The sequence below is a fragment of the Photobacterium sp. GB-50 genome, from assembly GCF_003026755.1.
Classification (GTDB): domain Bacteria; phylum Pseudomonadota; class Gammaproteobacteria; order Enterobacterales; family Vibrionaceae; genus Photobacterium.
Map to the genome: position 1 here is coordinate 61302 of NZ_PYNX01000006.1, position 23851 is coordinate 85152.

Annotated in this window: 16 protein-coding genes and 1 pseudogene; 3 read left to right on the forward strand and 14 right to left on the reverse strand. The window is 37.4% G+C overall.

All coding sequences use genetic code 11. The features are described 5' to 3' along the window. Positions 1–4: 4 nt before the first annotated feature. The gene (betB, locus tag C9J41_RS10250; RefSeq protein ID WP_107247145.1) at positions 5–1465 is read right to left on the reverse strand and encodes a betaine-aldehyde dehydrogenase; all 1461 of its coding nucleotides are present in this window, start codon (positions 1463–1465) and stop codon (positions 5–7) included. Between the two features lie 16 nt (positions 1466–1481). Further along, positions 1482–2078 carry a transcriptional regulator BetI gene (betI, locus tag C9J41_RS10255; RefSeq protein WP_107208501.1) on the reverse strand — a complete coding sequence of 199 codons (597 nt, stop codon included), beginning with the start codon at positions 2076–2078 and terminating at the stop codon, positions 1482–1484. 365 nt (positions 2079–2443) lie between these two features. Between betI and C9J41_RS10260 the strand changes: the two genes are divergently transcribed. Further along, positions 2444–4471, forward strand: a complete 2028-nt coding sequence (locus C9J41_RS10260; protein ID WP_107208500.1) for a hybrid sensor histidine kinase/response regulator — start codon at positions 2444–2446, stop codon at positions 4469–4471. Positions 4472–4533: 62 nt separating this feature from the next. Here C9J41_RS10260 and cqsA read toward each other — a convergent pair. After that, positions 4534–5704: pseudogene (cqsA, locus tag C9J41_RS10265) on the reverse strand (alpha-hydroxyketone-type quorum-sensing autoinducer synthase). A 210-nt stretch (positions 5705–5914) separates the two neighbouring features. Here cqsA and C9J41_RS10270 point away from each other — a divergent pair. After that, on the forward strand, positions 5915–6565 hold the full coding sequence (locus C9J41_RS10270) for an HAD family phosphatase (protein WP_107294525.1): 651 nt from the start codon (positions 5915–5917) through the stop codon (positions 6563–6565). A gap of 68 nt (positions 6566–6633) precedes the next feature. Here C9J41_RS10270 and C9J41_RS10275 read toward each other — a convergent pair whose 3' ends face one another. Continuing rightward, positions 6634–7623: a glutathione S-transferase family protein gene (locus C9J41_RS10275; RefSeq protein ID WP_107294526.1), complete on the reverse strand. Its 990-nt coding sequence runs from the start codon at positions 7621–7623 to the stop codon at positions 6634–6636. 262 nt (positions 7624–7885) lie between these two features. Between C9J41_RS10275 and C9J41_RS10280 the strand changes: the two genes are divergently transcribed. Further along, the gene (locus tag C9J41_RS10280) at positions 7886–8629 is read left to right on the forward strand and encodes a sporulation protein (RefSeq protein ID WP_107294527.1); all 744 of its coding nucleotides are present in this window, start codon (positions 7886–7888) and stop codon (positions 8627–8629) included. Positions 8630–8788: 159 nt separating this feature from the next. Here the strand turns inward: C9J41_RS10280 and C9J41_RS10285 are convergent, their stop codons facing one another. The 10 genes from C9J41_RS10285 to phhA all read right to left on the reverse strand — a co-directional run bounded on the left by C9J41_RS10285 (position 8789) and on the right by phhA (position 23736). Continuing rightward, positions 8789–9364 carry an NAD(P)H-dependent oxidoreductase gene (locus C9J41_RS10285; protein ID WP_107294528.1) on the reverse strand — a complete coding sequence of 192 codons (576 nt, stop codon included), beginning with the start codon at positions 9362–9364 and terminating at the stop codon, positions 8789–8791. A 52-nt stretch (positions 9365–9416) separates the two neighbouring features. After that, positions 9417–9767 carry a MerR family transcriptional regulator gene (locus tag C9J41_RS10290; RefSeq protein ID WP_107262223.1) on the reverse strand — a complete coding sequence of 117 codons (351 nt, stop codon included), beginning with the start codon at positions 9765–9767 and terminating at the stop codon, positions 9417–9419. A 304-nt stretch (positions 9768–10071) separates the two neighbouring features. Then, a complete protein-coding gene (locus tag C9J41_RS10300; RefSeq protein WP_158259677.1) occupies positions 10072–17109 on the reverse strand; it encodes a glycosyl hydrolase family 18 protein in 7038 nt (2345 codons plus the stop codon). 705 nt (positions 17110–17814) lie between these two features. After that, entirely contained in the window at positions 17815–18132 is a 318-nt protein-coding gene (locus C9J41_RS10305) for a MerR family transcriptional regulator (RefSeq protein WP_107294530.1), read from the reverse strand. 42 nt (positions 18133–18174) lie between these two features. Beyond that, a complete protein-coding gene (locus tag C9J41_RS10310) occupies positions 18175–18579 on the reverse strand; it encodes a GFA family protein (RefSeq protein WP_107294531.1) in 405 nt (134 codons plus the stop codon). Between the two features lie 137 nt (positions 18580–18716). After that, on the reverse strand, positions 18717–19289 hold the full coding sequence (locus C9J41_RS10315; RefSeq protein WP_107206969.1) for a membrane integrity-associated transporter subunit PqiC: 573 nt from the start codon (positions 19287–19289) through the stop codon (positions 18717–18719). After that, complete coding sequence (gene pqiB / locus C9J41_RS10320; RefSeq protein ID WP_107247937.1) at positions 19289–20932, reverse strand: intermembrane transport protein PqiB; 1644 nt, start codon at positions 20930–20932, stop codon at positions 19289–19291. Before pqiB ends, C9J41_RS10315 begins: the two co-directional genes overlap by 1 nt. A gap of 30 nt (positions 20933–20962) precedes the next feature. Continuing rightward, positions 20963–22300: a paraquat-inducible protein A gene (locus tag C9J41_RS10325; RefSeq protein WP_107206967.1), complete on the reverse strand. Its 1338-nt coding sequence runs from the start codon at positions 22298–22300 to the stop codon at positions 20963–20965. Positions 22301–22580: 280 nt separating this feature from the next. Beyond that, positions 22581–22922: a 4a-hydroxytetrahydrobiopterin dehydratase gene (locus tag C9J41_RS10330; RefSeq protein WP_107206966.1), complete on the reverse strand. Its 342-nt coding sequence runs from the start codon at positions 22920–22922 to the stop codon at positions 22581–22583. A gap of 13 nt (positions 22923–22935) precedes the next feature. Next, positions 22936–23736 (reverse strand): phenylalanine 4-monooxygenase, encoded by an 801-nt coding sequence (gene phhA / locus C9J41_RS10335; protein ID WP_107206965.1) that lies wholly within the window; start codon positions 23734–23736, stop codon positions 22936–22938. Positions 23737–23851 lie beyond the last annotated feature (115 nt).

A 23851-nucleotide genomic window follows, 5' to 3' on the forward strand; every position in this document is an offset into this window, starting at 1 on the left:
TCCGTTAAGCATAAGGACTTTGGTAATCGCCCAATTCAATAAGTACACTTTTGGTTTGGGTATAATGTTGTAAGGTTTCTATTCCGTTTTCGCGTCCAATCCCTGATTGCTTATAACCACCCACAGGCATTTGCGCAGGAGAATCCCCCCATGTATTAACCCAACAGATCCCTGCTTGTAATTGATGGATAACACGGTGGGCTTTCGCTAAGTTTTGGGTAAACACACCCGCAGCTAAACCATAGTGAGTATTATTGGCGCGAGCGATAACATCGGTTTCATCGCTAAACTTAATTACCGACATCACAGGCCCAAAAATTTCATTTTGAACATGAGACATCGATTCATCGCAATCAATAAAAACGGTAGGTTGAACGAAATTACCTTGTGCTAAACCATTATCAGTACATTGGTATCCGCCAGTCAGCAAGGTGGCACCACTTTGTTTAGCGGCATCAATGGCTGATAACACTTTTGATAGGTGTGATGTTGAAATCAGTGCGCCAATTTGAGTCTCCATATTCATCGGATCACCAACGATTAATAACTCAGTTCGACGCTTAAGTTGCTCTATAAAGGTGTCATAAATAGCCTCATGAACATAAACACGTGTGCCATGTGTACATACTTCACCTTGGGTATAGAAGTTAGCCACCATTGCCGCAGAAACAGCATGATCGACATTAGCGTCATCAAAAATGATCATTGGCGATTTGCCACCTAATTCCATCGTGACCGACTTTAAGGTTTGAGCACTATCAGCCATTACCGCTTTACCTGTGCCGGTTTCACCTGTAAATGACACTTTAGCGATCTCAGGGTGTGCCGTTAGCATCTGCCCTACTCGGTAATCACCTTGTACAACGTTAAATACGCCATCAGGTAGACCTGCTTCAGTAAAAATCTCAGCAAGTTTTAGAACCGAAAGCGGTGTTTCTTCTGATGGCTTGAAAATCATGGCATTACCGGCTGCAAGCGCAGGCGCTGATTTCCACATCGCAATTTGGATCGGATAATTCCACGCACCAATACCTGCACAAATGCCCAATGGTTCTCGACGAGTATAAAAGAACTGATTTTCACTTAAAGGTTGCTGCTCACCTTGAAGCCCAGGTGCTAACCCGGCAAAGTACTCAATAACATCCGCACCCGTTTCTATATCAACCGCTATCGCTTCTTGTAACGGTTTACCAGTATCTGTGACTTCCAATACCGCTAATTCATCATTGCGTTCTCGCAGTAACGCAACAGCACGTAATAAAATACGGCTACGTTCAGTTGGCGTCATAGCCGACCATGTAGCAAAGCCTTTTTTAGCAGCACTAATGGCTAACTCAAGATCCGCTTGAGAAGCTTGTCCAATGGTTGCTATCGGTTGACCATTAGCTGGATTAAACGTTGTAAATTGAATATCAGAAGATGCAGCAACATAGTTACCATCGATATATAGTGATTTCATATCCATTTGAAACTCTTAGAATTTATAATTTTGAATAAAAAGACAATTGCTTTTCTAAATAATCATTAATGATCATGCGTGCATTACTCGCATCAATACCTCTAGGGTTTAATGTCCCGCGCAACCAAATACCATCAATTAATGAAGCGATACCATGGGCAACTAATTCAGCTTGAGAAGATGGTAATAACCCTTTAAGTTCAATCTTTAAATGTGATAGCAAACGTTTTTCATTAACTTGCTGTAGGCGACCCAACTGTGCGTCATGCATAGCGTAAGACCAAAATGCTAACCATGTTTTCGCTACTTTATTTTCAGCTTGATAACCATCAAAATTGCTCATGATAATGGCATTAATTCGAGCTTGATGATCATTGCGGGGGATTTGGCTTAATGATGTTGTAACACTCATTGACAAACGACGTAAAATTTCACGCATGGTCTCTTCTAATAAACCATGCTTACCACCAAAATAGTGATTGATAATACCCGTTGACACCCCTGCCTCTTTACTGATCAAAGAGATACTTGCTGCATGTAAGCCAACTCGTTCAATCACTGCCATCGTGGCATTTACAAGCTGTGGTTTACGAATATCAGGCATTCCAACCTTTGGCATAATGCTCCCATTTATTTTTATTGAACGATCAATTAAGTATAAATGTGACATATTTTTTACATTAAATCAAAATAAAACCAAAATCACAGTTTAAAAAACCATCAAAACAAAGAAAATCGCTAGATTATCAACACAATATCGAATGTAACAAAATATTAACAGTGAGTGTATGAATTAAAAAGTGATACATACTAGTCGAATAACCGAGACATATTACGAGCAATTATTAAACGTTAAGAAATGATATGTAACGAGAGAAATGAAATTTTAGTAAGGTGAGCTCTATAGCATAAACTCAATTTGTTTTTTTTATTTAGTTATTTTGGTTTATAGTATTCAAGCTAATAACTAGAAGTTCATAGACAATGAGTATAAAAAATAGAATTAATAATGTTTACCGTTACTTTGAGCCTAATTTAATCATTATAGGCTATCTTGGTAGCATTGGTTTTCCACTATACTTCTTTGTTTGGCATTATCTTTTTCCTCAACCCTATGAGAACTTTTTACTCAGGTTATTTTGTGGCAGTTTGTTTATCCCATTCATTTTAAAAGATCATCTTCCTTATTGGTTTTTACGTTATAAGGCGATTCATTTCATTGCTACAATCACCATAGGACTACCTTTCTTTTTCAGCTTTATGCTGATTATGAATGATTGGTCTATCCCTTGGGTCATGTCTTTCATGGCTGCACTATTTTTATCAATATTATTGATTTACGATGCTTATATTATCAGCGTAATCTCCATTATTGGTATATCATTAGGCGCATTATTTTCTTATGGCTTCCATCCGATAAACAGTGATAATTTTCATTGGGGCTATATTGCAGTTATTAGTTTTTCATATGTGACAGGTATTGCTTCACATTATAGAAATCACATTCATTACGAAGATCAATTACTTTTTGCTCGTAGCTTTAGTGCCGGTATTGCCCATGAGATGAGAAACCCTTTTAGTTCTCTTTACTCTTCCATGGAACTCATGCTTGATATTCTTCGCCAAAAAAATGATAACCAAAAAGATAATGCTAATGAGCTAAAATCTATCATTAGAAGTAATATGACTGTTATTAATAATAGTAATGAAACAATTAACTTACTATTAAGCTCTATTAATGAACACGCTATTTCAAAAAACACATTTCAAGAATATTCTATTGTTAATATTATTAAAAGCTCTGTAGAAAGCTATGGCTATCAATCTTCACAAGATAGAAGTTTAGTTTCAGTTAATTTCAATAAAGACACAAATTATTTTGGTAGTGATATTTTATTTCGTTATGTCATTTTCAATCTTATGAAAAACGCATTTTATTACAAAGAAAAGAATAATTTCAGTATTGATATTAATATCGATATTAATAAAAACAATAATATTATAAAAATAAGAGACACAGGTATTGGTATTCCAAAGAATAATCTTGATGCTATTTTTGATGATTTCTTTACACATGGTAAAAAAAATAGCTCAGGTTTAGGTTTGCCTTTTTGTAAAAAAGTGATCACAGCATTTGGTGGAGTAATCAGCTGTCAATCCAAGTTAGGTGAATGGACTGAGTTCACTATACTTTTACCTAAAATCGATTCAAAATCAGTCAATAAGCTAAAGTATGAGTTAATGTCTAAAAAGCGCCTATTATACATAGGTGATAACAACAGTGATGTTTTTGAACTTCAGAAAAACTCCTTTTCTCATGGCTACAATTTTAACACGACTAGCCCATTTAAATTAATTGACATGTCTCTTGATCAAGTAGATATGATTATTGTTAATCTGGATAGTTACACTGAACATGATTATTACTTCTCTAAGTTACAAGATAAACTCGCATTATTAACAACGAAAGTCTTGTATTTATACCGTGAACCTAAAGCAATAAATTTAATATTAAATGAAAAAATTAACTACAAACTAATCAATGCTAGTAAAATTGAGAATGATTTCACTGATCATATCTGTCGATTCTTTTTTATTCACTTTAATAATCCAAAAAGTACACCGCGATCTACAACAGAGACAAAAAGTATTCTACTTGTAGACGATAATATGTCATTACGCATGTATACAGGAATACTCCTGCAACGCAGTGGCTTTCATGTTATTCATGCCGAGAATGGTATTAATGCACTAAAAAGTCTTGAGCTCAGTCAAGTAGATCTTATTATGATAGATTTAGAAATGCCTTTAATGGGAGGCTTAGAAGCAACAAAACAAATTCGTTCAAATAAAAGATATGAATCACATAAAAATACCCCCATTATTTGTTTCTCAGCCTCACTTGATGAAAAACAACAGCAAGAGCTTAGCAAAGTCGGTATGAATGGATTTATTTTCAAACCTGCAACTAAAGAGCAAATATTTTCCAGTATTGAGCGCTTTATTAACTAGAATACACTTACCCACTATCGTTTACGTAAACGTAAAGCAATAATGGGTAAGAATTTATTCTATTACTTTAACGATAGCTCCTCTCGCATCTCTCGACACACAGTAAGTAACGTCGATATTTGTTCGTCACTCACATCACTATTTAAAGAAAAGCGGATCACATTTTTATTTTTAGGGGTCGCTGGTGAACAGAATACAGAACCAAATACATCTCGAGATTCTAAGTAATCACGGATCACTTCTGTATCTTCATCATTACCACTTTCAAGTGCAATAATTTGTGACTGGCTCTTAATCTTATAACCAAGATTAACTAAACCACTACGTAATTTCTCAGACTGAATAAACAGCTGGCTACGCTTATCGTCTGCATCTTTAATGACATCCAATGTCGCTTTTAAGATTTCTAGCTCATGATTTAACAGTGCTGAACTGAAAATGGCAGGATATGCCGTAAATGGGAACGATTTCGCTACATCTTTACTGCATAAAATCGCTCCTGCTCGGTAAGCGAAGGCTTTTGCTAAACTCGCCGTTAAGAAATCAACTTGATCGGTTAAGCCTAATTCAGCGACTAATCCTGAACCATTTTTACCGTGTGTGCCCAGCGAGTGAGATTCATCTACCAATAAGGCGCAACCATAACGATTAGCTATTTCAACTAAATCATGCAATGGTGCAACTGTACCGATTGTACTGTACACCGAATCAACCATGATTAACCCAGGACCTTCACGTTTAATTTGCTTTTCAAGATGACGCATATTGTTATGCAGAAATGTTTGAATATTTCCCTCTGCACGTTTTGCTCCATCCCATAACGACATATGAGCAAAGAAATCGATATAGATCGGTGTACCTTTAGGGATCAGAGTTTGAATTAATCCGACATTTGCCGCCCAGCCCGACTGGGACAGCACACATTTTTCAAAACCTGTTAACGCAGCTAATTGTTCTTCAAATGTATCGCCACTTTCAGCTTGATGCTGGAAGACCGCAGACATCACTACTTCATGTTTATGATCTGTGATGGCTTTTAAGTGCTTCTGACGAATATATTCATGCCCTGTGATGGCGAGATAATCATTACTTTGTAATGTAATTGAAGTATCGGAGGGAATTTTACCTAATACTAAGTGCTTTTTATTTTTTCGGGAGTAAATATCTGCCTCTAGATGGGCATCAATTTTTTTTTATAAAGTTTGGAAGTGATTTTACGTTAATATTTTTCATTTTTATTACTCTTACTTTTGTTAATAGGAGTAACAATATTAACAATAATACTTCCCTCATTCTAAATAATAATATTATTAATCATTTTTTTCATAAAAAATTAACATTAATCTCACTAACTAATTTGTTTAAATTTACAAATACTCATATTTAAATAACTGCATTTTATCTGTAAAATATCACTTCTTTATTTATAAATTAGTTAATAATATGACATACAACGCTGCTATTTTCGACATGGATGGTTTATTACTCGATACAGAGCGTGTCTGTATGGATATATTTAAACAAACCTGTCAGGACTTTAACCTTCCCTACCTTGAACAGACCTACTTAAATATCATTGGACGCAATGAGGCTGGCGTTGAAGATCTATTACGAGTCAGTTATGGCGAAACCATGGACTACCCTGTATTTCGCAAGCAATGGAAACAGGCTTACTTAAACATTGTTGAAAATGAAGCTATTCCTGTAAAAGATGGTGTTATTGACCTACTTAATTGGTTACAAACACAGAATATACCTATGGTTGTAGCAACCTCCACCAATCGGCAATTAGCATTAAAAAAATTAGCCATGGCTGGTTTAAGTGGCTATTTTTCAGCGGTAACAGCTGGTGATGAAGTGACAAATGGCAAACCTGATCCTGAGATTTACTTGCTTGCAGCAAAGCGTTTAAACGTGACTCCTAGTATGTGTATTGCTTTTGAAGATTCAAATAATGGTGTTAAAGCTGCAGTTTCAGCTGGCATGGAAACATTTCAGGTAATTGATTTAGTGCAGCCCAGTGATGAAGTTGAAGCATTAGGCCATGGGATATATACATCAATGAATGAAGTACTTGCAAAACTTAAGCAGTAACTCATCATTGATATAGACATGGGCAATCACCATCCAGCTGTGATGCCCTTTTCTTATATTGACTATACCTATAACTCAGCACCCAATTTTTCACGACAATGTGGCTCAGAAAAGTCTAATACAGGCCCTTTAGGAATAATACGCGTAGGGTTAATGGTTTCATGGCTGCCATAGTAATGGGCTTTGATATAATCAATATTAACCGTGTCAGCAATACCGGGGGCTTGGTATAAATCGCGTAAATATCCCCAAATGTTTGGGTAATCAACTAACCGTTTAAGATTACATTTAAAGTGTCCAACGTATACTGCATCAAATCGCACTAACGTGGTAAATAAACGCCAATCTGCTTCTGTTATTTTATCACCAAGTAAGTATCGATTTTCCGTTAACCGCGCTTCAATCGCATCTAACGCATTAAACAGTGTCACAACGGCTTCATCATAAGCTTCTTGAGTAGTTGCAAACCCAGCGCGGTATACTCCATTGTTTATGTTCACATATACAAAATCATTTAAAGTATCAATTTCTGTTTGTAGTGCCTCTGGGTAAAAATCAAGGCTATTTGCGCCAACGTTATCAAAGGCGCTATTAAACATACGAATAATTTCTGCTGATTCATTGGTTACTATGGTTTGATTTTGTTTATCCCATAGCACAGGTACCGTAACTCGCCCTGTATAGTGAGGATCCGCATGGGTGTAAATCTGATGCATAAACTCTGCATTAATGATGGGATCGGCAACAACACCGTCACCCGATGCGAAATTCCATCCGTCCTCGCCCATGAAAGCATTAACTACTGACATTGAAATCAAGGGCTCTAACCCTTTTAATTTACGATAAATGATAGCTCGATGCGCCCAAGGGCAAGCAAGGGAAACGTATAAGTGATAACGATGAGGTTCAGCTTTAAAACCCGCTTCCCCAGAAGGCCCCGCTTGACCATCTTTCGTTACCCAATGACGAAAGCTTGAAGCTTTACGTTCAAACTTGCCTCCTGTCGATTTAGTGTCGTACCAATCAGTGTGCCATTTCCCATCCACTAATAATCCCATACTTCCTCTCATCAATGTTCATTCTTATTAATCAACCTAATACATAAACGCCTATTTTCAAACTTTAACGATTCACTGAGCGTGATTGATCAATCTGATTGGCGCCCTGCTCTATTTCTTTACAAAACATTGAGGTATATAACAATAATAAATAGTAAAAATAATAACTTACGTCTTTATCGCATTTTGAAGTTACATCGCTGGGTATTGTTGTGATAATTTGCTCACATCGCGCATTTAAAAATACATACAAAGGCAGATTATGTTTAAAAAATTAAAAGCCTCATTAGGTATTGGCTCTGCAAAAGTAGATACTATTTTGCATAATCCTTCACTTTATCAGGGAGAGATATTAGTAGGAAATGTGCATATTAAAGGTGGAGATGTAGAACAAGTCATTGATGCTATTTCATTAAAGCTTTGTACTGAAATGAAAGTAGAACTAGAAAATGGGCACAGCTATCAAACCTTTGTATTAGGAACGATAAAAATTAATCAACCTTTTACGATTCATGCCAGTGAGGAGCAATCGCTGCCTTTTGAATTTAAACTGCATGATGAAACACCTATCACCCAACTTAACACTCAAAATAACCAATCGAAAGTATGGTTAGAAACAACGTTAGATATTGATTTCGCTATTGATCCTTCTGATCGTGATTTTATCGAGGTAAAACCTCTCCCAGCTATCGCAAGTGTCATTGCGAGCATTGAGAATGCAGGCTTTCATTTAATGAAAGCTGATGTGGAAAAAGGTTTTCTACAAGGCGGACACTTTGCTTCACAATCGGGCTGTTATCAAGAAATCGAATTTCGTAATAGCGGATTTTTTAACAGCAAAGAAATTGAATTATCTTTTATTTTAGATGGCGCTGTCATTCACTGTCTTGCTGAAATTGATCGTTCTATGTCTACCCGAGGCGATCAATACACCTCTTTCAGTATTAGTCGAAATGCATCAGCCTCCGACATTAGTTATCAATTAGATACGCTGTTAAGAATGTAGATTAAGTATAATGTAGGCAGTACAAACTGCCTCGTTATCAAAGGGGATGTTTACGAAGTTAAGGTTATCTTTGACGTAAACAACTCATTAAAATATTTAATTGAAAGTTAGATCCCCTTTTAATACTCTTTATCACTAAAAGTTATTAAAATTAGTGCATTACGCTACTTTTTTAGCAAGCTTAGCTACCCGCTGATTCCATTTCGATTTTTTATCTTCAGTCGCATTAATTATTGGGCCAATATAGGTTTTAGATACTTTTTCAAAGCCACTAAAACCTAAAATAGTACGCTTCATTTGCTTGTAAATAGGATCGCCATAAATCCAACGATAATAAAATGGAGGTGAGTCCATCGTAACTATCAGCTCAGCTGTTCTCCCTTTTAATAATCGCTGTGGTGTTAAGCTTTTAGCTTCAAATTTAAACGCAAAATTGGGAAGAAATGTTCTATCAATCAACCCTTTTAATTTTGCAGGCATTCCTCCCCACCACAGAGGAAAAATAAATACCACGTGATCTGCCCATAGAAGTGATGATTGGAAATGCTGTAGATCTGGCTCTAGCGGTTGTACTGCTTCATAACCACTCACTAAATTGATATCAAAATCCATCATACTTAAATTTAACAGCCTGACATCATTCTTCTCGCTAGCTATGATATAGCTCTGCGCTAGTTCATGACAATAACTCTTAGCCTTTGGGTTTCCATTAATAACTAATACTTTCTTGCACATAGATGCCTCTCCCTTTTTGAGCTCAGCTTACACCTTGCCCTATAGGGAAGAGTCAATTAGTTTCTAAACACTTTTTAATATTGTCTTGATACGTATGGATCATCGATTGCTGCTGGTGCAATAGGTTAATTTGTTCTTCAATTGCTTTACTTTTCTGATCAAGAAATGTGCTTACAACATCCCAACTTAGTACTGTTTTATCTCCTAGCAGCCGCTTAAATTCAGCAAGACTAACCCCGATAGATTGTGCATCTTTAATCAAAATAACGGTTCTAACATGGTTATCATCATAAATACGATAGCTCCCTTTTCTTACTACTGTTCCCAACAAGCCTAACAATTCATATAAGCGTATAGCTTTGGCAGATGCTCCTGTTAATTTAGACACTTCACCGATATACATCACTGATCTCCTTATTAATTGTCTTCCTTGTCTATCTATATATACCCTATTTAACAGGGCCTTTATCAAACAGCATTAAGTTATCGGTTATGTTATTCCATGGTGCTTTAGATGGCATAAAAATGAAAAAATGAATAGCTAGGCTCTCGGCTAAAGAGCCTAAACAAAGTTGATAGCTAAATTAATGAAATTTGTATAGTTATTTTTCCACCTAAACAAACAACTTAGTATTGAAAGTTATAGATGAAGTATCACATTAGTCTGCTAAATATAAATTTCAATAAAATATCATCTTGATACGTTATTATTTTGGATCAAGACCAAGTGCTTTGAGTACTTTAATAAAGTTATCACGACGACCTTGTATTTCATGCACTTCACCCGTTTCACAATGATCGGCGGGACATCCCCTATTTACAATGCCAGATACAGCATCAATGAAGTTATTTCCAACAAGGCCATCATCGACATATTTTTTCAACTCATCGTAATAATTCCAACTTTCATATGGACCGCCTGGATTGCTATAGGCTTGAACGGATGTCATCCAGAAAAATAAACCCGCTATCCATTTCAATTCAGGATATTCTTCAGTTGTACATATTAATTGAGGGTTAGAGCAAAGGTCTAATTTTGCATATATTGGATCACCTGGAGGCGCCATAACGACAGTATCGCCTTCGATAGTAGTGCCAAATGTACTTGGGTCAACATGGCTTCTACCTAAAAAGTGATTCAAGGTACCAAAATTTCTGCGACCTGTTGTTTGGATGACGCCTCTTCCCCACCAAGCGCACCCCTCAACAGATGTCTCAGAACTGCCATCCCATACGAATTTACCATCTTTCTGGCCTACATATACATTGCATGAATCACGCTCCCATGCTTGTTTGGTATGATCGATTTCAACTGGTGGTGAGTCACACCAAGAATTTGACAAATCCCATCGACCAACAGAGCCATTTACTAATAAGCCTGCAGCCTCGAGAACAGAATCAGGTGCGGCAAATATAGGACTAGGTGCGCCATACCACTTAGCGTGAGTCGTTGCTGTAACTTCTATTTTAGGTGTTCGTGGACAAGAATAAGGATGATCAAGATTCGTATTTTTATCAACACCGTAGTCAGCATATTTTTGTCCTAACTGACCACATGATGCACTCATGGGATAATCAACAGGAGCACCGTATTTTATTTGAGCCCAATTATTTTCATCACAAGCATCATATTGTATGGTTTCTTGCATAGATTGTGCTAAAAATGCAGCAATTGCGACTTTGGCATATTGAATATTTTTCTCATCTATTGCATCAATATCAGTAAGCCAAAATTTAGTACCAGAGACACCAATGTTATGCATTGTATGAAGAGCAGTTAAAAAGTCATCCCATTTGTATACATTTGAAGGCTCCCAACCGTTATTCGGCGTCTCGTAAAGAAGAACTTGATTGTTCATTTTCGTTGTAACGCTTATTAATTCGTCATTTAACGAAGTAATATTTGTTAATGTGCTATCCGAAATTGACATACCACCTCCCGAATTGTAGAGAGGCAATTTATTTTGTAAGTAAGATTCTATTTTATTCTGCAAAGCCATATCTACAGTATCAAACTGAATCGAAAATATATTATGGTATGCTGCGTGTCGAAGCTTTCTATCTGCTGAAGTCAAACCTAAAAAGTAATTACCAGCTTGGTTACTTGGTATCGAAGCTAGCATAGCAGGGACATTCAGAGTATCTGTGACTTGTTTAATAAATCGAAGAGCATTATCCCACTGGTCGTTATCTAATGCTGGAGTCATTGATGATTTACTAAATGCAACAAAATGAGCAGAGTACTCACCACTATAAAGTTCGTAATCTGTAAGCAAATTAACTACCGGTAATGAAGCCATGTTCCAAACTGAACGATAACCACCAGAGTGTTGATCATAGGCAAAATCACCAATTATCACCTGCCACCCAATATTTGCATCAGGAAGTAATTGACTAATTAGTAAATTATGTGCTTTAAGTAAACCTTTGACATCATCTGATAATGAATTTAGTAATGAGCTATCTAAAGGAATATTATTTACTGCAATAGCGTTAGTCAGAGCTAAATTTACAGGAATATTATCTAATGTTGAAAGTTCGTCCTGATAATTCATATCAAACATATCACTGGAAAGCAAAATAGTAATATTGCTTTCTTCATTAAGTAATAATTGTTCAGCCAAAGATTTAAAATGATCGGTTAAGTGATTACTATCTGTAAGTTGGTTTAAAACTGGTAATTCGAATCTAACAGTACTTGGTATATTTTCTGAAAGATTTAAATTTGGTGCCGATATAGAAAGATAATTTGGCCAATGTCGCATGTTAAGATCAATAGGATCTTTGGGGTTTGGCATTTTTAGAGAAGTTTGTGACGAGGGCTCTACGCCGTCACATCGTAAATGTAATGTCCATGATTCATCACTACCTGGTATTGTGTTTGTCCACCATGATGCTTTGTAAGCAATATCATCATAAACTACGATATCTCCACCATCAGCATGATCATTTGCAGGCCAGTTCGGGTAAATATTGAAAGATTGACACAGTGCATTTGTAGGAGTGTTCAAATCATTATCATCACTTACGTCTCCATTGTCTATACTATCTGAATCATCAACGCCATCACCTACACCTGCAGTGTCTGTACCATCTGAATCATCAACGCCATCACCTACACCTGCAGTGTCTGTACCATCTGAATCATCAACGCCATCACCTACATCTGCAGTGTCTGTACCATCTGAATCACCAACGGCATCACCATCACCTACAGTCTCTGTATCTTTTGAGTCATCATTAACAATAGGGCTATCGCCATCCTCCAAAATAACTACATCAGGATATTTGTCCTTAACACACTTTTCGTACCCACCTATATCAAACGTTGTGTAAGCTGTTTGATAGTTAACTAATTTACATTTATATGGGCTTGACCAATCTTGCTCCCAATAAATAGGAACAGAGCCGGAACCACCGGTAACATCAGAGAATTGAGCCATATTTTTACAACTAAGCACCTCATCGGCTGGAGTTGTCACTGATAAGTAATTAGCAAATTCGTTATAATAATTTATACGATTTTGAGCTCTCGCATCTTCGTTACCAGAGCCGCATTCAAGCCCACCATTTATTATGTGAATGGTCATACCGAAACCGTTATTTAAACCTGCATCGATATCAGCTTGATTAGGTGTCCAAGAGCCATCAATGACACTCAACATTGATGGTTTAGGTGGCTGTGGATACACATAAAAAAAGATAGCGGAAGCGATATTAAGCCATGTATCAGCAACCATCTCTGGATTATTAAGCAATATAGACACATCACCGTACATCGCGTTAGAGAAAGGTCCGTAGTTATAGTTGTAACTTAATTGTTTAGCCCCACGACCAAAATAGGACTTGTAGTCACCGTTTTCAAACTTACCACACGGCCACACTCGACTGGCAAAATCGCTAGAAACATCACAATTGCCGTTGTATCCATCTCGTGAGGTTTCAGTCCATCCCATCTCTCGAACGTAGTGCAAGCCTTGTTTCCATGTATCACCATCATATTCAGAGTTTTTACCGGTTTCCTGCACAAAATGAGCAAACATAGTTGCGAGTGACTTACGACAAATAGCGTCGCTATCACGTCCATCGGTGTAGGTATCACACAATGCAGGGAACTTAGCGACAGCCTTTAAGAAGTTAGTATAAGAGTATTCAGGCGCAGCGTGAGAAAACAATTCATCCCAATTACTTTGATTAAACATGCTTTCAACACGCTTGACGTTATCAGGGTTAGTTGTATTTAGTGGGGAGACTGCCTCAACAATAGTATTATCCCGTGTTCTGAGTAGGCTTTTAGCAGCATTAATACTTTCTTTGTATGCACTTTCTGCATTCGTTTGATGTTGATTGAGCTCTGAACGATAAATAATGTGAGAATCAGGAACCACATTTTGATCTAGATCTGGTGCTGGAGTTGTATCTGTTCCAGTTCCAATGTCTACGATTATACCATCCATTACACGAACAGTTTGTCCTGGCGAAGGAAGGTTAACGGCTGCGTTGAGGATAGTAGCAATGCTACTACCTGAACCACTACCAGATGAGAAATTATTGAGTCCACTATAAAGCTCTGCACACAAATTCTCTTCGTCATCTTTAAATGGAATACCGCAGGCGGAGTAGGTTATCGCACGCTCAGATGGCACATCACCATTAAGACCAAATCCATCTTGCATTGCGGTAACAATGCGACCATCATCTTGCTCAATAGTCCAAACGAAAGCGCCCGCTAACCCCAAAACATCAGCCAACTTCGCTTTAATATAGGCGGTGCGTGGCGTGTCTATCGAAATGTAATCACCAGTGATTTTATTGTAATATACATCAGCGTGAGCTTCAAAATCGCTATAAAGTGCAAAATCGCCACGCCCCTGTAGATCTTCACCAGCTACATTGCGCCAAAGATCGTAGCCTTCCACTACTCCACTTTCAAACGTACCTGACGATGGTGATGTAGAGGTTTTCGTCCCGCCAAGCGCACCTTGCTGATTGATGGTTAAATCAAGAGATTTAAAACCTCGACCGTAATTGGCAATCCCCATCAATAAACGATCACGCTTAAAACCGGCTTGCTCAAATAACTTGATAGCGGCATTGACACTCCACCGTGTATCATCGTCATTAGGTATTCCCCCTGTTAGTGAAGAGGACGGCATCACACTCGTTTGATGACCAATTTTATCATCCCATGCGCCGAAGTAGTCGTAATTCATCATATAAATGTAATCAAGACAGCCTTGGTCATAGATGGTTTTATAATATGCGCCGATATGATCAATATATGTTTTCGTTGCCCCTACCGCACTAGATACTTCAATGTCATCACCAAGGCCTGCCTTCACAGCACAGACCAAGTCCTTAAAATATTGACCATCATTTGATGTGAATTTACCCGAAGCACCACCATGACCAGGAAATTCCCAGTCGATATCAAAACCAGTAAAGCCATATTTATCTTGTAATTCTTTTAATGAATTAACGAAGGTTGCAATATGTACCGGATTGGCTGCCATGCGATGGAATGGCTCTGACATAGTCCAGCCACCAATACTGGCTGAGATGCTAATGTTAGGGACTCGTTTTTTAATGTAATCGAGCTGTTCAATAATCCCCTTACTAAAACCATCAACATAAGGGTTACCCTTTTGGCGAGAACTGACGCTTAAACCAAAGTCTGCCCATGGATCTAAAAAGACCACCTCAAAATCTTTTTTACCTTCCGCGGCACACTGCGCTCGAATTTTTCCAGAAAGCGAACCTTGATCACTACAAATAGCTAAAAATGCAAAAACCAGTTTGTTATAGGGAAAGGTATCATCTTTTAGTAAGCGTTCAACGTCAAAACCACGACCATATACACTCCAATCAGATAAATAACCTGCAACGACTTTACCTTTAAAATCACTCGGTGAAGTAAACGTTATATTCTTTGGGGTTTTACTTTGAGTCACACCACTGCCTTTCACCAACGCAGCAGGAATATCTGTGGGTGTATTGTCGACCACAATAGACTCGTTACCTGAATCGACAGTCTCATTATCATCAATGATAACTGCTGGGGTTATACCAACACTATTAATATTAGAAAGATCTTCTACACTGGCTGCATTTTCGTTAGCGATCAACTGACAAGGATAATTAGTGCTATCAAGAGTTAAAGTACAGCTATCACTCGATATTACGCCATAAGTGCCCTTACCTTGAACACTGGCACCAATTGAATTTTCAATATTAGGAGTCAAAACGCCATTCCAGCTTTTGTTGCTAACATTGATAAACGATTGTCCACCCACCGTTTGTAATCCACCTCCGTGTGACCACATGCTAATATCATTCACATCAGCAGGCTTTAAAAACGACAAAGTCCAAGAAGAGGTCGCCACTGGCGATATGAATTTGATCACACCATTAAACCCCGTTGACCAAGGTGAGCCAGATTTTTCTAAGGTAATGTCAATAACTGTATTTTGGTCATCGACAATTGGTTCTCGGCCAAGATTTGCCCCACTCTCGTTAACGTCATCGGTGATATCACCATCTTCAACAACTTCCTCACTATCGACACTAATCACAAAAGAACTGCCACCAACGTAAGTTGATAATGTGTCATCGTATTTGATGATGCAGCTATCATTTTCATAGCGGCAGCGGGTTAAGTCATTTACCTCCGATGCAATGCCTTTACCATTAAAACCAATGACTCGGTGTTCATCTTTTTGCAAAGGCTGGGCGTAATGAGGGATCGTAAACGTGTATTTGGTTTTATTATTATCTATTATTTTCTCTTGAAGCTCGGCGCCCCAAGCACCGCTCATGCTCAGCTTTTCTGAAATCATCGATATGGATTTATTTGCCACATCTAAAGGGGTGTCGGTAAGGTTTATCAATTTGATCTTACCGCTGTATCCAGCCCATGAATCACCTGGTTGGCCCCAAGAAGCATCATATGAAAAGAGCACCACTACAGGGCCTGCTTCTTTAATACTTGCTGTAAAGTCAAAATCGGCGGTTGGGCTAGTTTTCAATTCATCAAGAGCAGAGCCCGCCTGTATTAGTTTATCTATTAATGTCTCATTAATAGTAAATTCAGTTTCAACCCCTAGCTCGATCACTTTCTCTTTGACTTTATCACTTGCAAAATCAACAGCACAATTTGAATCATTACAATCAAACGTGACTGCTTCAATTAGTTCATCATGACCACTTGATTCTACAAAGAAATCACCAAACAACAGAGAGTCAATATCAAGCGAAGAGCCTAACGCCTCTGCAACAGGATTAAGTATGGCTACAACACTACTGGCAACTTGATCGTACTCTCGCCTCATAGAAGCTAAATCTAATGATGTTTCACTTTTAAGCAGGCTTTTTGCGATGAGATTGGTGAAAGGCGTTATCTTTACAGATTTATCAAAGTCTTGCCCAAATATAATTGACTCTATAACAACAGTATCAGGTGATTCTAAATCTTTAACTTGTGCAAGGAACACTCTTGAACTCGTATCCGTCGACATTAGGATTGAAACTTCAAACTTACTCGACTCATCTAGCGTAATTGTTTCTAATAATTTCGGTTGAGAGCTATTAGTTGGATCGAGTTCAAACAAATCCAAAGAATGTCCTTTTAAACCAGCACCAACAGCCGCAGTACCAGAGACGGTTGCTTTACCTGATTGAGTTGCATCTGTTCCTGTATCAATAACTGAGGCGCTATTGTCATCAATTCCTGTGTCTATAACTGACACGCTATTGTTATCAGTTACTGTATCTGTAACGCTATTGTCATTATTACAAGCAGTTATAAAAAACACCAAGATAAATATATTAAGAGAAATATACTGTTTCATGAGCCACTCACGTCATATTTCAGAATAAAGAAATAATATTCTTATTGACAGTATACTCACACTATAAGATAAAATGTGAAAATCACGGAAATATAAACACATATTCGCAACATTTTTACTAAGATCTTTTGTTTTTAACAGCTCTATGAAAGTAGTGATATCACTATTTTAGCCAATTACAACTACATCAATATAATGACGGATTAATATCTAATAAGTCTGACAACCATATTGGTAAACCTCTAAAATAAGACCAGTATTTATTGACTACTAAACTTATTTTTGGCTGAATTTTTGATTATATTTCTTGGTATAAAAAATAAAATATAGAAAATAATTACATCGTCTAAAATAATAAGTTCATGGTGTTAGAATGCTAATACACTACTTCATTGTTTCGATCACGTATAACTATGTATTTATGTTCATTTAGGATTAGTTACATGTCTAACACAAAAATCTTCGTTTACTCCCCCTAAAATATAATTTTCTATTTACTATTAAAGCTTAATACACATAAATATCTTTCCCTTTTTAAGCTCAGTTTACACCTTGCCCTGTAGGGAAAAACCAATTCGATTCTAAACACTTTTTAATATTGTCTTAGTATATTTGGATCATCGTTTGCTGCCGGTGAAATTGGTTAATTTGCTCTTCTATTGCTCTACTTTTCTGATCAAGAAATGTGCTTACAACATCACAACTTAGCGCGTTTTTATCTCCTAACAACCTCTTAAATTCAGCAAGACTAACCCCGATAGATTTTGCACCTTTAATCAAAGTAACGGTTCTAACATGGTTATCATCATAAATACGATAACTCCCCTTTCTTACTACTGTTCCCAACAAGCCTAACGACTCATATAAGCGTATTGCTTTGGCCGACGCTCCTGTTAATTTAGACACTTCACCGATATACATCAGTTATCTCCTTGTTAATTGTCTTCCTTGTTTATCTATACGCTATTTAACAGGGCCTTTCTCAAACTGTATTAAGTTATCGGTTATGTCATTCCATGGTGCTTTAGATGACGTGAAAATATGAAAACTCGGCTTATGCGTTGGAATATCATCTAAAATCCCTAAACGAATATTATGCTTGTTTGTTTTTAGTTTCTTTGAAAACAAACTTGAACCACAGATTCGACAAAAAGCGAGTTCCGTTTCTTCACTTTTTTGAAATATCGACACAGCATCTTCACCTGCCTTAAAGCGAAATTTCTCTGAGCTTAATCCTCCCACCGATGAGTAATCTGACCCCGTAAATTTACGACATTCAGAACAATGACAATTCCCCATATACTCAAAATCATCAGGCACTTCTATCTGCACCTTGCCACATAAACAGGAACCATTTAGTTTTTTCATTTCATCTTTCTCTCTAAAATCAAAGACAAAACCCTAGTATTTAAATAAGCCAATTACAATAATGAATCTCATATTCTTAAAAATAAAAAAGCCGACGTATTTAACGTCGGCTTAATATTTACTCTACTGTTCAAAAACTACTTGATAGAGCGTGCTAACTGAGTCGTTAACTCATCCACACCTTTAGACAGTGCTTCCACTTGCGCTGAATAACCATCTTTTGCTAAAGGTACACGGAATGAAAATGGATGTACGGTTTGTAAATCGCCATTACCATTAATCAATAACCATTCACCTGCCACTTCAGCAACACCGCTATAAACACCATTAAACTGGTTAATACGCACTTGTAAGCGTGGTATACCTGCAGTAGACAATGTTGGTGTTAGCTGTGTTGCCCAAAACTTAGTTTGTTTTTGGCGTAAATCAAATGTGATTCGACGCGTTAACTGCGTACTCAGTGATTCACCCCAAAGGTTTTGCTGCGCTTCAACAATTTCAGTGGGGCTGGTTTGATACACTAAACCAGTACCAGCAAGATGTGCCGCAACTTCAACAGGGCGCACAATTAACAATGATTTATTACTAATGTTATGTGCCGTATTCGCACTGGTTGGCATCGGTAACATATATGTTTTTAATGCCGGTTCTGTTGAGCTACATCCTGTTCCAGCAAGCGCTACCGCTGCAATTAATAACCACTTTTTCATTATTTACGGCCTCCAACTGGAATAGGATCTTTCGCTTTCTCATCACCAAACACTAATGAATTTGGCTTCTCATTTAATTGACGAAGTACGGGTTGTAGTTCCGTCATCACTTGCTCAAATTGTACAAGTGCACCTTGTAAATTTTGGTACGCTGCTGCATTTGGGCTAAAGCCATTTAAGGTGTTTTGGATCTCTTTCAAACTCGCTTTAATATCAGACGGTAATGTCTGAGTATCTTTTTGCTTAAGAATACGATCAAGATCTTGTGTAACACGCGCTGCTGAATTCATTGTTTTCTCAGATGCCTTTAAAGTCGCAGTCATTGAATTCAATGTATCTTCTACAGGAAGTTTATTAAATTTATTGAGTAAATTAGTTAACTGCTTCTGCACTTCAGCAAGATCGCCCGCTTTAGTTGGAAAGACTTCGTAACCATCATATTTAGCCAGTTTTTCAGGTTTCTCGCCTTTGTACACATCAGTGCCAATATATAGCGCACCTGTTAATAAATTACCGGTTTTCAATGTTGCACGAAGTCCGTTCTTAAACTCTTTTTCAAGATTTACACGCAGATTATCCAATGTACCCTCATCTGAATGGTTATATACTCGACCTAAATCGATACGTACCAGTACAGGGATTTGTTCGCTTGTAAAACCTTCTTCACTGTTTGGTAAACGCAATGGCACTTTCTGTACCGTACCAATTTGAATACCACGGTATTCAATCGGTGCTCCCGCTTTCAAACCACGAATGGATTCTTTAAATAACATGACAAAGTTTAAGTACTTATCGTACATTTTCTCGTGATAATCTTGCTCACTATCGAATAAACGGTAATGTTTTAATTGTTTATTCTGAGCCATACCTTGATCATCAGATGGTGTTTGGAATGTGACACCACCAGTAATTAACGATTCCAATGATCCAATCTTGACGTTAAAACCTTCAGCACTCATTTGTACATTCATACCAGATTGCATAATGAACTTACTGGTTGTGCGTACTAGTCGATTATAAGGTTCAAAGATAAACAATTGGTAATTAGCTAGTTTACTATTGATATCAAAGCTCGTTTTCTCAACGCGACCAACAGTAAAGCCATCATATAATACTGGGTCACCAACACTCAATTTACCGGCTTCATGACTTGTCAGTACAACACGTAATCCTTTCGCATCCGCAGGTGCAACAGGGGGGACTTCTAGCGCTTTAAAATGATATTTATCATCTTTACCTTGGCCTGGTTGCATTTCAATATACGCACCAGAAAGAAGCGTATCTAAACCAGACACTCCTTCTTTGCCAATTCGTGGCTTAACAACCCAGAACTTAGTATCGTTTTTCAACATACGCTCTGTATCATTATCCATCTGTGCGGTCACTGTTATATAGCTATAGTCTTTACTTAGCTGAACTTTGGTGACAACACCGACTTTCACATTTAGAGATTTAATCGCGGTTTTACCCACTTCAATACCAGAGGCATTAGGAAGGCGAATCGTTATTTCAGGCCCTTTACTATTAAGATATTGAACAAACATCCAAATACCAATAGCCAAAGCCACAACAGGAATGATCCAAATTGCAGATACTTGCTTCAGGTTTTGTACTTTAGCCTCATTTGGCTGGTTATCACTCATTTTCTGTTTCTCGTTAATACTGGCTAGTGACTACTGATTAGATTCAGTAGTGTTTAACTCTGAACCATAATTAATTTTATTTTTTTCACCCCAAAACACCCGAGGATCGAAACTCATTGCCGATAACATGGTAAATACCACTACTGTTGCAAAGCAGATTGCAGCAGGTCCTGGTGAAATAGCCATCAAGTTTTTCAACTGCACAAGTGCAACTAATATCGCGACAACAAAAATATCAACCATAGACCATCGACCGATAAATTCTGTCATACGATAGATTTTTAAACGTTTTACAGACTCTCGTGTTGAGTCATTCGGCTTTTTACCTGCACAGTAATAAAGCCACGCTAAGGCAAACATTTTTGCCATAGGAATGAAGATACTGGCAATAAAAATCACCACCGCGATTGGCCAAGACCCCATTTTCCATAACATCACCACACCACCCATGATAGTGGAACCTTCGGTTTGTCCTAGGCTTACGGTATACATCATAGGATACAAATTTGCCGGAATATAAAAAATAATCGAAGCGATTAAATAAGCCCATGAATACTGTAATGAATGTGATGGATTGAAACCATGAAGCTTGCTTTCACAACGAATACATTTGGCATGATGGCTATTAGGCAGAGGATTTATTTGATTACAAACATGGCATCCCACATGATTATTTGATAAATGTGTGTCGCCATCATGTACCCCCTCTATGTGTTTCATGACAAAAAACTGATCCCACAACCATGTTCGATCAACTAATGAAACACATTTTACAACCAAAACGCTGTAAATACAGAATGCCCAGAATGAGTATCCCATTCCAATATGCGCTAACGCTGAAATTTTAACCAAACTGACTAATACGCCAATGAGAAATACATCTACCATTAGCCAAGGCTGAATTTTAAATAATATTCGGCACAACAGCTTTATAGTTTCAGGGTTACCGCGTACATACCCAATTCGTTTAACATGCGCTGCACGGTAATAGAGATACATGACTAATATGATGTAGACCGCAGGAAAAACCAATACGGTTAACATCAACAGTAATGCAAGGAAGCTATTCTCAAAATGCTGTAATGTTTCTGCGGCATTCAGCAGCATGATTTGTTGCCCCATTCCATTCACGCTAAATGAAAGAAAAGGGAAAGAAAGGCTGAGTACCAACATAATCAAACATGCAAGACCGTACGCTAAAGGGCGATGAAATGGCATGATGATTCTTTTCGCTAAGGTATGTCCACAGCGAGGACAGTCCGCCTTTTGTCCATCTTTGATATCTGGGATATCGACTACCAATCCGCATTCTTCGCAAGCGATCATCAATTCTGATGGAGTTTGTTGCTGTGGCGTTTGTGTTGTCATTGTTAATTTCTTTCTATCGCTATTCTTACTGCAATCGTACCAGACTGTTGAATACATTTAATAAATGTTAAAACAGCGAGACACAGTAAAAGTAGTGTTGCTTAGACAAAACCTAAACATACTAAATATAAACAGGCGCGTATTGTCTTCCTTCATTGCATTTAGAGCAAGAAACTTTAAGTTAGAAAAATAAATAAAGCCTTATTTTTAATGCAAAATCCGATTTAAAACATCGTATTATAACAAGAAAATAAATGATATACGCACGATTTATGCGGATTTAACTCAAATACAATTTTTCAGTGTTCTTTGCACAGATAACATCATTTAAATGAATCCCCTTAATGTCGTGAGTCCACCATGTTACTGTTACTTTTCCCCACTCTAAAACAAGCGTCGGATGATGAAATTCTTCTTCTGCTAATTGCGACACTTTATTGCTAAATTCCCACGCTTGTTTGTAATTACTGAATTTAAATGTACGAGTTATACGATTTACACCGTTAGGATTAATAATTTGCCATTCTGGTAATGTCGCCATGTATTCAGCTAAAATATCATCACTTAATTTTGGTGAGCCTGAATGGCATGCTTCACATTTCAATTTATCTAAACTCGTCATTAATCGTTTCCTTTTAGCTAAAGGTGGCAGCGCGTAATCCTTTTCGCTGTGCTTCTGCTACCAACCCGAAAATATCTTGGTTAGTCACTTGGTAAAGTTGCTCCATACTTTGCAATACAAAATATTTAGGCTGTAGTATGTCAATTCTATATGGCGTTCTCATTACCTCTATAGGATCAAAAGCAACACGTTGCGGTATGGTACTGACCGTCGCGTAATGTGTTTCTTGTGGCGATGATAAAATACCACCACCATAAACTTGGTATTTACCATTTTGATTTAGTAAACCAAATTCAACCGTAAACCAGTATAGTCTAGCTAAATAAACTCTTTCCTCATGCGTCGCTTTTACACCGAGTTTTCCATAAAAATGCGTAAATTGTGCAAAATATGGGTTGGTTAGCATTGCGCAATGTCCAAATACTTCATGAAAAAAATCAGGCTCTTGCAAATAATCTATATCAGCCTTAGTACGAATAAAGGTGGCAACAGGAAATTGCTTGCGTGCGAGTAAAGAAAAGAAATGATCAAAACTTATTAAGGCAGGTACAGCAACGCATTGCCAACCTGTGGTATCGAGTAATACTCGATTTATTTCTTTTAGTTGAGGGATATGATCGTGAGGTAAATCTAATTCAGCTAAACCCGCTATATACTCATCGCATGCCTTGCCTTGCACACAATGAAGTTGGCGAGTTATAAGATGATGCCAAATAGCATTTTCTTCTTCATTCCAAGTAATAACCCCATTACGATCTACAGGCTTTGAGACATAACAATGCTTTGTCGGATTACTACTCTGTTTCTTTTGCATAATAGCCTCCGTTTATAGACTAACCACCAACCGACACTATTATTTTTATTATTAACTCTATAAATATTAGAAGTGATCCTTATTATCAGCCATTTTTATCACTAAAAAACAGGCT